Below are 12,083 nucleotides of genomic sequence, written 5' to 3' on the forward strand. Positions count from 1 at the left end.
CGCGCCCAAGCCATGGACCTCGTCATCGCCCGCCCTGAAGGCTTGTACTGCCCGCCCGGCGACTTCTACATAGACCCGTGGCGCCCGGTCGAGCGGGCCGTGATCACCCACGGCCATGGCGATCATGCTCGTACCGGCAACCGCCACTACCTGACTGCCGCCCTCGGCGCCGGCATCCTGCGCAGCCGCCTGGGCCAGGACATCGACCTGCAGACCCTGGCCTATGGCGAACGCATTTGCCATCACGGCGTCACCCTCAGCCTGCACCCGGCCGGGCACGTGCTGGGTTCGGCACAGGTGCGTCTGGAGTACCAGGGCGAAGTCTGGGTCGCTTCGGGGGACTACAAGGTCGAGCCGGACGGCACCTGCGCGGCCTTCGAACCGGTGCGCTGCCACACCTTCATCACCGAGTCCACGTTCGGCCTGCCCATCTACCGCTGGCCGAGCCAGGCGAACATCTTTGCCGGGATCAATGCCTGGTGGCTGAGCAACCGTGAACAAGGCAAGGCCAGCGTGCTGTTCTGTTATGCCTTCGGCAAGGCTCAGCGGATTCTCCATGGCCTGGACCCGGACATCGGGCCGATTCTCGTGCATGGCGCCGTCGAACCGCTGAACCGGGTATACCGCGAAGCCGGTGTGCACCTGCCGGCCACCCGCTATGCCGGTGATGTCCCGCGCAACGACCCGCTGATGCGTCAGGCGTTGATCCTGGCGCCGCCGTCTGCTGCGGGGAGCACCTGGATGCGCCGTTTCGGCGAGTACAGCGATGCCTTTGCCAGCGGCTGGATGCTGCTGCGCGGCACCCGGCGGCGGCGCGGCGTGGACCGTGGCTTCGTGCTGTCCGACCACGCCGATTGGCCGGGGCTGCTGTGGGCCATCGGCCAGACAGGGGCAGAGCGGGTGATGGTTACCCACGGTTCGGTGAGCGTGCTGGTGCGCTACCTTAACGAGCAAGGCCTGGATGCCCGCGCTTTCGTCACCGAATACGGAGAAGAGGATGACATCACGGCCACGGAGCCTGAGGCATGAAAGCCTTCGCCGACCTGTACCTGCGCCTGGACGCCACCACCTCCAGCAATGCCAAGCTCGAAGCCCTGCGTGATTACTTTGCCGCAGCACCCGCCGAGGATGCCGCATGGGCCGTCTATTTCCTGGCGGGTGGGCGACCGCGCCAGTTGGTACCGACCCGCGTGCTACGCGAGCTGGCCACGGCACTGACGGGCTTGCCCGCGTGGTTGTTCGAAGAAAGCTACCAGGCTGTGGGCGACCTGGCCGAAACCATCTCGCTACTGTTGCCGGAAAGCGCCCATGCCAGCGACGACGGCCTGGCCCACTGGGTCGAAATTCACCTGCTGCCCTTGCGTGGCCTGCCTGCAGAAGAAATCCGCCAACGCCTGCCGCCCTTGTGGGCACAACTGGACCGCGCCAGCCTGATGCTGTGCCTGAAGCTGATCACCGGCAGCTTTCGCGTCGGCGTTTCCAAACTGCTGGTCACCCGCGCCCTGGCTCAGCTGGCTGGCCTCGATGCCAAGCGCGTGGCCCAGCGACTGGTCGGCTATACCGATATTGGCCATCGCCCGACGGCCGCCAGTTACCACAAGCTGATCGCTGAAGAATCCGCTGATGAACATAGCCAGCGCGGCGGCCAACCTTACCCGTTTTTCCTGGCTCACGCCCTGCAGGCCCCGCCAGAGCAGTTCGAGGCCCTGCTCGGTCCGCCCGCTGGCTGGCAGATCGAATGGAAGTGGGATGGCATACGCGCCCAGGTGGTCAAGCGCGAGGGTCAGCTGTGGGTCTGGTCACGTGGCGAAGAGCTCGTCACCGAGCGCTTTCCCGAGCTGCATGGCCTGGCCGAAAGCCTGCCGGATGGCACGGTGCTCGACGGCGAGATCCTGGTCTGGAAACCAGGCGCCGATGCCAGCATGCCAGCAGTGCAGCCGTTCGCCGTGCTGCAGCAACGCATTGGCCGCAAGACCCTGGGCAAGAAGCTGCTGGCTGACGCCCCGGTGGTGCTGCTGGCCTACGACTTGCTGGAATGGCAAGGCGAGGATTGGCGCAACCGCCCGCAACATGAACGGCGCCAGCAGTTGCAGCGTCTGCTGGCCGATTATCCCCTGGCTCCGCTACTGCTTTCACCGCTGCTCGATGGCAGCGACTGGAACGACCTGGCCCGTCAACGGGAACAGTCGCGCAACCTGGGGGTGGAGGGGTTGATGCTCAAGCAGCGCGATGCCCTGTATGGCGTGGGCCGCACCAAGGACATGGGCCTGTGGTGGAAGTGGAAGATCGATCCGTTCAGCGTCGATGCCGTGCTGATCTACGCCCAGCGTGGCCATGGCCGCCGGGCCAGCCTCTACAGTGACTACACCTTCGCCGTGTGGAACGCGCCACTCGGCACTCCCGACCGTGCACTGGTGCCTTTCGCCAAGGCGTATTCGGGGCTCAGCGACGAAGAAATGCGCAAGGTGGATGCGATCATCCGCAAGACCACGGTGGAAACCTTCGGGCCGGTGCGTAGCGTCACGCCCACGCTGGTGTTCGAGCTGGGCTTCGAGGGCATTGCGCTGTCCAGGCGCCACAAGAGCGGCATTGCCGTGAGGTTTCCGCGGATGTTGCGCTGGCGCTTGGACAAGCCGGTCGATGAAGCCGATGACCTGGCGACATTGCAGGCTTTGCTGGCCTGAAAGAAGCCAGCGCAGTGACAGAAAATATGCTTCTATCTTTGTGCCGACCCGTGTCGCAGACCGTTTTCGCCACGCAGCCAGGACCATCATGCACCATTCGACTCACGACCTGCTCTCGCCCGTGCCGGGCATCACCCGCCAGTTGCACAGCTTCCACTTCGGCCCACGGGGTGGCGCCAAGGTGTATATCCAGGCCTCGCTGCATGCCGACGAACTGCCCGGCATGCTGGTAGCCTGGCATCTCAAGCGGCGTCTGGCCGACCTTGAACAGCAGGGGCGCCTGCTGCGCGAGGTCATCCTGGTGCCGGTGGCCAACCCGGTCGGCCTGGAGCAGGTGATGCTGGATGCGCCGCTGGGCCGTTTCGAACTGCAAAGCGGCGAAAACTTCAACCGCAACTTCGTCGACCTGTCCGACAGCATCGGCGACCAGATCGAGGGCCACCTGAGCCAGGACCCGGACCACAACCTGGCCTTGATCCGCGAATACCTGCGTCGTGGCCTGGACGCCCACCCTGCGCGCACGCCGTTGCAGTCCCAGCGCCTGACCCTGCAACGGCTGGCCTGCGATGCCGACCTGATACTGGACCTGCACTGCGATTTCGAAGCCGTCGAGCACCTCTACACCACCCCGGAAGCCTGGCCGCAGGTCGAGCCATTGGCACGCTACCTGGGCGCCCAGGCCAGCCTGTTGGCGACCGACTCCGGCGGGCAATCGTTCGACGAATGCTTCAGCCTGGTCTGGTGGCAGTTGCAGCAACGTTTTGGCAAGCATTATCCAATCCCGCTGGGCAGCGTATCGGTCACCGTAGAACTGCGTGGCCAAGCCGACGTCAGCCACGACCTGGCGAGCCAGGATTGCCAGGCGATCCTCGACTACCTGACTCACGCCGGCGTCATCGAAGGTGTCGCCGCGCCGTTACCAAAACTACCACGCCCGGCCACGCCGCTGGCCGCCGTCGAACCCGTGGCAGCTCCACTTGGCGGCCTGCTGGTGTACCACGCCCGCCCTGGTCAGCACCTGGAAGCCGGACAATTGATCGCCGAAGTCATCGACCCGCTCAGCGACCGGGTGACGGCCGTGCGCAACAGCCAGCCCGGCCTGCTCTATGCCCGTAGCGTAAGGCGCATGGCCACGGCCGGCATGGTCATCGCCCATGTTGCCGGCGAGCAGGTGTTGCGCAGCGGCTACCTGCTGGCCAACTGATCGGTTAAAACCAATGCGTGCGGCGAGTGGTCTGTAGAAGCACAGCCTTCTCAGGACTGCTCGCCCCTATGCCCGCCTCTCCCGACCTCGCCAATGCCTGGTTCACCGCCCGTGGCTGGAAGCCATTCGCCTTCCAGCGCCAGGTCTGGGCGGCAGTTGGCCGTGGCGAGTCGGGGCTGCTGCATGCCAGTACCGGCGCGGGCAAGACCTATGCGGTCTGGTTGGCCGGCCTGCGAGCCTTGGCCTCTCCAGGTCCAGGACGCCAGCCGGCACCGTTGCAGGTGCTGTGGATCACGCCCATGCGTGCGCTGGCAGCTGATACCGCACGTGCTCTGCAGATGCCACTCGATGAACTGGGCCTGAACTGGACGGTTGGCGTGCGCAGCGGCGACACCGGCAGCGCCGAGCGCGCCCGCCAGGCCCGGCGCCTGCCAAGCACCCTGATCACTACTCCGGAAAGCCTGACCCTGCTGCTGACCCGGGCACAGGCTGCGGATGACTTTGCCAGCCTGCGCCTGGTGGTGGTGGATGAATGGCACGAACTACTCGGCAACAAGCGCGGCGTGCAGTTGCAGTTGGCCTTGGCCCACCTGCGCCGCTGGCATCCAGGCCTGATGACCTGGGGCCTGTCGGCCACGCTTGGCAATCTGCCGCACGCGCTCGAGGTGTTGCTTCCGGAAGGTGGCCAGCTGGTAAAAGGCCGCCAGGACAAGCAGCTGGTGGTCGACACCCTGCTGCCCGATGCCATCGAACGCTTCCCCTGGGCCGGGCACATGGGCCTGAAGATGCTCGGCCAGGTGGCAGATGAGCTCGACGCCAGCAGCAGCAGCCTGGTGTTTACCAACACCCGTGCCCAGGCCGAACTCTGGTACCAGGCCTTGCTCGACGCCCGCCCCGATTGGGCCGGCCAGATTGCCCTGCATCATGCCTCGCTGGCCCGGGCGACCCGCGACTGGGTCGAGCTCAGCCTCAAGCAGGGCACGCTCAAGGCCGTCATCTGCACCTCCAGCCTGGACCTGGGCGTGGACTTCCTGCCCGTCGAACGGGTACTGCAGATCGGCTCGGCCAAAGGTATTGCCCGCCTCATGCAGCGCGCCGGGCGCTCTGGCCATGCGCCGGGGCGCCGCTCGCGCATCACCCTGGTGCCGACCCACAGCCTGGAACTGGTGGAAGCTGCCGCAGCCCGCTCGGCACTGGCTGCCGGCCATATCGAAGCGCGCCGCTCACCGCGCCTGAGTATGGACGTGCTGGTCCAGCACCTGGTCAGCATGGCGCTGGGCAGTGGTTTCCGCCCAGCTGAACTGCTCGCGGAAGTCCGCAGCACCTGGGCGTTCCGTGACCTGCGCGACAACCAGTGGCAATGGGCACTGGATTTCGTCAATCACGGGGGTCATGCATTGACTGCCTACCCTGATTACCAGCGTGTCGAAGCGCACCCCGATGGCGTATGGCGGGTGGCCAGCGAGCGACTGGCGCGGCGCCACCGCATGGGCATCGGCACCATCGTCAGCGACGCCAGCCTGCAGCTCAAGTACTGGAGCAAGGGCGGTGGCGGCAAGCACCTGGGCAGTGTCGAGGAAGCTTTCATTGCCCGCCTGCGTCCAGGCGATACCCTGGTGTTCGCAGGGCGCGTGCTGGAGTTGGTCCGGGTAGAAGGGATGACCGCCTATGTGCGCCGCAGCACGGCACGCAAGGCCGCCGTGGCGCGCTGGAATGGCGGGCGCATGCCGCTGTCCAGCGAACTGGCCGACGCACTTGTCGAGCGACTCGATGCAGCCGCCCACGAGCAGTACCTCGGCCCAGAGATGCAGGCCATGCGGCCACTGCTGGCGCTGCAGTCACAATGGTCTGCCTTGCCCACCCGCAGCACGCTGCTGGCGGAGACGCTGAGCACACGCCAAGGCTGGCACCTGTTCCTTTACCCGTTTGCCGGGCGCATGGCCAACCTGGGCCTGGCCAACCTTATTGCCTGGCGGGTGAGCCGGGTACAGCCGCTTTCGGTGTCCATTGCAGTCAACGACTATGGGTTCGAGCTGCTCAGCCCCAGCAGTGTCGATTGGGCCAGCTGCCTGCCAGCGGCGCTGTCGGGCGACAAGCTGCTGGAGGATGTGCTGGCCAGCCTGAACGCTGGCGAAATGGCCCTGCGGCGTTTCCGCGAAATTGCCCAGATCGCCGGGCTGGTATTTGGCGGATACCCGGCAGCGCAAAAGAGCACGCGGCAGATTCAGGCTTCCAGCGGCTTGTTCTATGAGGTGTTCCGCAAACATGATGCTGGCAACATGCTGCTCGGCCAGGCCCGTGATGAAGTGCTGAGCGAGGAGCTGGAAATCGAACGCCTGCACCAGCAACTGTTGAAGATGCAGGGCTTGCAACTGGACCTGCGTACGCTGCAACGGCCAGGCCCTCTGGCGTTCGCCTTGCTGGTCGAAGGCATGCGCGAGACCCTGAGCACGGAAAAACTGGCGGACCGCATTGCGCGGATGGTGGCAGACCTGGAAAAAGCGGCAGGTCGGCCATGAGTGTCCATCTGGCGATCGAGCACTGCGGCGAAACCCTCTGGCTACTGCCGGACAAGGCCATCTACTGGCCCGCCCGCCGTGCGCTGCTGGTGGCTGATGTCCACATCGGCAAGGCGGCCAGCTACCGGGCGTTGCATCAACCCGTTCCGCGTGGCACCACTGCCACTACCCTGGCACGCCTGGATACCTTGCTCGGCCACTATGACTGTGAGCAACTGATCATCCTCGGCGACTTTCTTCATGCCCGTGCTGCCCATGCGCCCGCGACGCTGGCCAGTCTGCGTGCATGGAAAAGCCGTCAGGGCGCCGTGAAGGTGGTGCTGGTGCGTGGCAATCATGATCGCCATGCGGGTGACCCACCCGCAGAGCTGGATATCGAGGTGTGCAACGAGCCTTTGCTGTTGCCCCCATTCGCGTTGCAGCATGAGCCGGTGCCGCACTGCAGCCACCCGGTGCTGGCCGGGCACGTGCATCCGGTCTACGTGCTACGCGGGCGGGCACGACAACGGCTCAGGCTGCCTTGCTTCCTGATCGATGCTCAGGTCAGCCTGTTGCCAGCGTTCGGTGAATTTACCGGGGGGTGGTCGATCGAGCCGGGCTTGAGCGCCCGCATATTCGTCGCCGGGGGCGATCAGGTATGGGCGCTCGCCGATTAGTCAGGCTACGGGAGCGGGTGGCGGCTCGTCCGGCAGGGTTGGCTCACCAGGTTCCTTTAACGGGTTTTCGCCTGGCTGTGGCGGTTGCGGCGTATCAGGGTCAGGCTGGTGCGGAACACCACCGGCTTGGATTGGCAGGGGATGCGCCAGCAATGACCACGCCAGCAGCCCGATCTGGTTGGGCTGCTGCAGTACAGCCAGCTTGGCACTGATTGCGGGGTTGAGTTTCATGGCAGCTCCTGGCGAGGGCCGACACACTTCATGCATGCCGGCACTGTTCACAATTTTGGAGTGCCGCCAGGGAAACTAATTCCCTGCGCTCGTCGGATCAGGTGCGCGGCAGGGTAACGCCACGCTGGCCCTGATACTTGCCGCCGCGATCCTTATAAGACACTTCACACTCTTCATCGGACTCGAGGAACAGCATCTGCGCCACGCCCTCATTGGCGTAGATCTTCGCCGGCAGCGTGGTGGTGTTGGAGAACTCCAGGGTCACGTGGCCTTCCCACTCCGGTTCGAGCGGCGTGACGTTGACGATGATGCCGCAACGGGCATAGGTGCTCTTGCCCAGGCAGATGGTCAGCACGTTGCGCGGGATGCGGAAGTACTCGACGGTACGCGCCAAGGCGAAGGAGTTCGGCGGGATGATGCAGACATCGCTCTTGACGTCGACGAAGCTGCCGGCATCGAAGTTCTTGGGGTCTACAGTGGCCGAGTTGATGTTGGTGAACACCTTGAATTCATCGGCGCAGCGCACGTCGTAGCCATAGCTGGAAACGCCGAATGAGATGACCCGGCTGTCGTGCTCGCCGCGCACCTGGCGCTCGACGAACGGTTCGATCATGCCGTGTTCCTGCGCCATGCGGCGAATCCACTTGTCCGATTTGATGCTCATGGCGGGGTGTCCTGAAGAGTTGCGAGGGGAAAATCCAGACGCGCATATTACCGGTCCCGGCGCCCGGGTTAAAGTTCCACTGCCTCATCCCGCGCCGGACGGGGGCTGCAGCCGCCGTCGATCCGAATTTGCCTAAAGCGTTCACAGACCATTGGCAGCTCGTGGAAAGTGGGGTAAGGTGGCGCCACTGTGCTGCACGTGACACCGAGAATCTCTAGTTTGATGCACGATCCTGATCGGCCCATCGCTGAATTTTCTGCTCTCTTTGCGCTCAGTCCCGGCCAGGGTTTTTCCTGACCGTTATCAAATTGTCCAAGGAGACAGAAAAATGTCCAACCGTCAATCCGGTGTTGTTAAGTGGTTCAACGATGAGAAAGGCTACGGCTTCATCACCCCTCAGTCGGGCGACGACCTGTTCGTGCACTTCAAAGCCATCCAAGCTGACGGCTTCAAAACCCTGAAAGAAGGCCAGGCTGTTACTTTCGTCGCTACCCGCGGCCAGAAAGGCATGCAGGCTGAAGAAGTTCAGATCGCCTAAGTCGATCTCAGCTTTCTAGCTTTCAAAAAAAACCCGCCTTCTGGCGGGTTTTTTTATGGCCGAAAATCTTCTGCGTCCTTGTGGGAGCCGCGCTTGCCGGCGATGGGCCGCGAAGCGGCCCCGGCAGTTTATGCAACAACCTTGAAATCGTGGGGCCGCTTCGCGACCCATCGCCGGCAAGCGCGGCTCCCACAAGGGATCGCGCCGGCTTTTAAAGAATACAAGTACCGCGTCAGTCTTCGCTGATGGTAATGCTCGGCATCGCCGGCGCCGCCGCTTCCTGCAGCACGATCCGTGCACCCACCTGGCGAGCCAGTTCCTGGTAGACCATGGCAATCTGGCTTTCCGGCTCGGCAATCGCCGTCGGCTTGCCACTGTCGGCCTGCTCGCGGATCAGCATCGACAGCGGCAGCGAGGCGAGCAACTCGACACCATATTGCGCCGCCAGCTTCTCGCCTCCGCCCTCGCCGAACAGGTGTTCGGCATGGCCGCAGTTCGAGCAGATGTGCACGGCCATGTTTTCCACCACGCCCAGCACCGGGATGTTGACCTTGCGGAACATTTCCACGCCTTTCTTGGCATCCAGCAGGGCCAGGTCCTGTGGGGTGGTAACGATCACCGAGCCAGCCACCGGCACTTTCTGCGCCAGGGTCAGCTGGATATCGCCGGTACCCGGCGGCATGTCGATGACGAGATAATCCAGATCGTCCCAGGCAGTCTGGGTCACCAGTTGCAGCAACGCACCGGACACCATCGGCCCACGCCAGACCATCGGCGTGTTGTCATCGGTGAGAAACGCCATGGACATGACTTCCACGCCATGAGCCTTGATCGGCACGAACCACTTCTGCTCGCGGACCTGCGGCCGGGTACCTTCAGGGATACCGAACATCACACCTTGGCTGGGGCCATAGATGTCGGCATCGAGTATGCCCACGCGGGCACCTTCACGGGCCAGGGCCAGGGCCAGGTTGGCGGCGGTGGTCGACTTGCCGACCCCGCCCTTGCCCGAGGCCACGGCAATGATGTTCTTGACGTTGGCCAGGGCCGGCACCTGGGCCTGGGCCTTGTGCGCGGCGACCTGGCAGTCGATCGACACCTGGGCCGAACTGACACCGTCGAGGTTTTCGATCGCGGTCTGCAGCACCTGGGCCCAGCCGTTCTTGAACAGGCCGGCGGCATAGCCCAGCTGCAACTGCACAACGACCTGCCCAGCCTGAATGTCGATCGCGCGCACGCAGCCGGCGCTGACCGGGTCCTGGTTCAGATAGGGGTCGGTGTACTGGCGAAGCACGCCTTCGACGGCGGCACGGGTGACGGCACTCATGGACACTCCCATTGGCAAACTGAGTACGAAACAAACGCCTATCCTAACCCGTCAATCGTCAGCAGATGCGCGCTTGGGGTGAAATATCTTCGCCGGCCCTTTATAGTGGCCGATCACCCTCATTTTTACCCGAGCCAGATAAGTAGCCGAGCCACCATGTCCGAGCCACGTCAGATTCTCGTCACCAGCGCCCTGCCCTATGCCAATGGATCCATCCACCTTGGCCATATGCTGGAGTACATCCAGACGGACATGTGGGTGCGCTTCCAGAAGCTGCGCGGCAACCAGTGCATCTACGTCTGCGCCGACGATGCCCACGGCTCGGCCATCATGTTGCGTGCCGAGAAGGAAGGCATCACCCCGGAGCAGCTGATCGCCAATGTCCAGGCCGAGCACAGCGGCGACTTCGCCGACTTCCTGGTGGACTTCGACAACTTCCACTCCACCCACAGCGACGAAAACCGTGAGCTGTCGAGCCTGATCTACGGCCGCCTGCGTGATGCCGGGCACATCGCCACCCGTTCGGTGACCCAGTACTTCGACCCTGAAAAGGGCATGTTCCTCGCCGACCGCTTCATCAAGGGCACCTGCCCGAAATGCGCGGCTGAAGACCAGTACGGCGACAACTGCGAGAAGTGCGGCGCCACCTACGCCCCGACCGAGCTGAAAAACCCCAAGTCGGCGATCTCCGGTGCCACTCCGGTACTGCGCGATTCCCAGCATTTCTTCTTCAAGCTGCCGGACTTCCAGGCCATGCTGCAGCAGTGGACCCGTAGCGGTACCCTGCAGGATGCCGTGGCCAACAAGCTCGCCGAATGGCTGGATTCCGGCCTGCAAGAGTGGGACATCTCCCGCGATGCGCCGTACTTCGGCTTCGAGATCCCGGGCGAGCCGGGCAAGTATTTCTACGTCTGGCTGGACGCGCCGATCGGCTACATGGCCAGCTTCAAGAACCTCTGTGCACGTCGTCCCGAACTGGACTTCGGCGCATTCTGGAACGAAGACTCCAAAGCCGAGCTGTACCACTTCATCGGCAAGGACATCGTCAACTTCCACGCCCTGTTCTGGCCCGCCATGCTCGAAGGCGCGGGCTTCCGCAAGCCGACTGCGGTCAACGTGCACGGCTACCTCACCGTCAATGGCGCCAAGATGTCCAAGTCGCGCGGCACCTTCATCAAGGCACGCACCTACCTGGACCACCTGCAGCCGGAATACCTGCGCTACTACTACGCCGCCAAGCTGGGCCGTGGCGTCGATGACCTCGACCTGAACCTCGAAGACTTCGTGCAGAAGGTCAACTCCGACCTGGTCGGCAAGGTGGTCAACATCGCCAGCCGTTGCGCCGGGTTCATCCACAAGGGCAATGCTGGCGTGATGGTCGCGGGCGACGCTGCGCCGGAGCTGACCGAGGCCTTCCTCGCTGCCGCCCCGTCGATTGCCGAGGCTTATGAAGGCCGCGACTTTGGCCGCGCCATGCGCGAAATCATGGCCCTGGCCGACCGTGCCAACGCCTGGATCGCCGACAAGGCGCCCTGGTCGTTGGCCAAGCAGGAAGGCAAGCAGGACGAAGTCCAGGCCATTTGCGCTCAGGGAATCAACCTGTTCCGCCAGCTGGTGATCTTCCTCAAGCCGGTGCTGCCGCTGCTCGCTGCCGACGCCGAGGCGTTCCTCAACGTTGCGCCGCTGACCTGGAACGACCACCAGTCGCGCCTGGAAAACCACCAACTGAACCCGTTCAAGGCACTCATGAGCCGTATCGAACCGGCCAAGGTCGAAGCCATGGTCGCCGCCAGCAAGGAAGACCTGCTGGCGGCAGAAGCCCAGCAGGCCCCGGCCGGCAACGGCGAGCTGAACAAGGACCCGCTGTCGGCGGAGATCGAGTTCGACACCTTCGCCGCCGTCGACCTGCGCGTCGCACTGATCGTCAAGGCCGAAGCCGTGCCTGGCGCCGACAAGCTGCTGCAGCTGACCCTGGACATCGGCGACGAGCGCCGCAACGTGTTCTCCGGCATCAAGTCGGCCTACCCGGACCCGTCCAAGCTTGAAGGCCGCCTGACCATGATGGTAGCCAACCTCAAGCCACGGAAAATGCGCTTTGGCGTTTCCGAGGGCATGGTCATGGCGGCCGGCCCTGGCGGCGAAGAAATCTACCTGCTCAGCCCAGACAGTGGCGCCAAGCCAGGTCAGCGCATCAAGTAACCCACTGCCCCGGCCCTGACGCCGGGGCAGTTCCCTCTGCTGCGCCAATGCCGGACGGTCA

At 64.1% G+C, this 12,083-nt stretch carries 10 protein-coding genes; 7 read left to right on the forward strand and 3 right to left on the reverse strand.

Features of this window, described 5'->3' with window-relative positions; genetic code table 11:
- Positions 1–12: 12 nt before the first annotated feature.
- The 5 genes from ACIPW4_RS23735 (at position 13) to pdeM (ending at position 7,063) form a co-directional block, all read left to right on the forward strand.
- Positions 13–1,029, forward strand: coding sequence for a ligase-associated DNA damage response exonuclease (locus ACIPW4_RS23735; RefSeq protein WP_400662143.1), 1,017 nt, complete (start codon positions 13–15; stop codon positions 1,027–1,029).
- On the forward strand, positions 1,026–2,684 hold the full coding sequence (locus tag ACIPW4_RS23740) for an ATP-dependent DNA ligase (protein ID WP_400662145.1): 1,659 nt from the start codon (positions 1,026–1,028) through the stop codon (positions 2,682–2,684). Before ACIPW4_RS23735 ends, ACIPW4_RS23740 begins: the two co-directional genes overlap by 4 nt.
- A gap of 88 nt (positions 2,685–2,772) precedes the next feature.
- Positions 2,773–3,888, forward strand: coding sequence for a succinylglutamate desuccinylase/aspartoacylase family protein (locus ACIPW4_RS23745; RefSeq protein WP_400662148.1), 1,116 nt, complete (start codon positions 2,773–2,775; stop codon positions 3,886–3,888).
- A gap of 68 nt (positions 3,889–3,956) precedes the next feature.
- Positions 3,957–6,407, forward strand: a complete 2,451-nt coding sequence (locus ACIPW4_RS23750; RefSeq protein WP_400662151.1) for a ligase-associated DNA damage response DEXH box helicase — start codon at positions 3,957–3,959, stop codon at positions 6,405–6,407.
- The gene (gene pdeM / locus ACIPW4_RS23755; protein ID WP_400662154.1) at positions 6,404–7,063 is read left to right on the forward strand and encodes a ligase-associated DNA damage response endonuclease PdeM; all 660 of its coding nucleotides are present in this window, start codon (positions 6,404–6,406) and stop codon (positions 7,061–7,063) included. The genes ACIPW4_RS23750 and pdeM overlap by 4 nt, the downstream gene beginning before the upstream one ends.
- Here the strand turns inward: pdeM and ACIPW4_RS23760 are convergent, their stop codons facing one another.
- Together ACIPW4_RS23760 and dcd are read right to left on the reverse strand one after the other, a co-directional pair.
- Entirely contained in the window at positions 7,064–7,294 is a 231-nt protein-coding gene (locus ACIPW4_RS23760; RefSeq protein ID WP_400662156.1) for a hypothetical protein, read from the reverse strand.
- 97 nt (positions 7,295–7,391) lie between these two features.
- Positions 7,392–7,958, reverse strand: a complete 567-nt coding sequence (gene dcd / locus ACIPW4_RS23765) for a dCTP deaminase (RefSeq protein ID WP_012313046.1) — start codon at positions 7,956–7,958, stop codon at positions 7,392–7,394.
- A gap of 328 nt (positions 7,959–8,286) precedes the next feature.
- Here dcd and ACIPW4_RS23770 point away from each other — a divergent pair, with 328 nt between their 5' ends.
- Positions 8,287–8,496 (forward strand): cold-shock protein, encoded by a 210-nt coding sequence (locus ACIPW4_RS23770; RefSeq protein ID WP_003254922.1) that lies wholly within the window; start codon positions 8,287–8,289, stop codon positions 8,494–8,496.
- A gap of 232 nt (positions 8,497–8,728) precedes the next feature.
- On the opposite strand, the gene apbC is transcribed toward ACIPW4_RS23770, so the two are convergent.
- Positions 8,729–9,823, reverse strand: coding sequence for an iron-sulfur cluster carrier protein ApbC (gene apbC / locus ACIPW4_RS23775; protein ID WP_400662159.1), 1,095 nt, complete (start codon positions 9,821–9,823; stop codon positions 8,729–8,731).
- Positions 9,824–9,979: 156 nt separating this feature from the next.
- On the opposite strand from apbC, the gene metG reads away from it, so the two are divergent.
- Positions 9,980–12,022, forward strand: a complete 2,043-nt coding sequence (gene metG / locus ACIPW4_RS23780) for a methionine--tRNA ligase (protein WP_400662162.1) — start codon at positions 9,980–9,982, stop codon at positions 12,020–12,022.
- The last annotated feature ends 61 nt before the right edge of the window (positions 12,023–12,083 follow it).

Source organism: Pseudomonas sp. NPDC089996, assembly GCF_044748405.1.
GTDB lineage: Bacteria > Pseudomonadota > Gammaproteobacteria > Pseudomonadales > Pseudomonadaceae > Aquipseudomonas.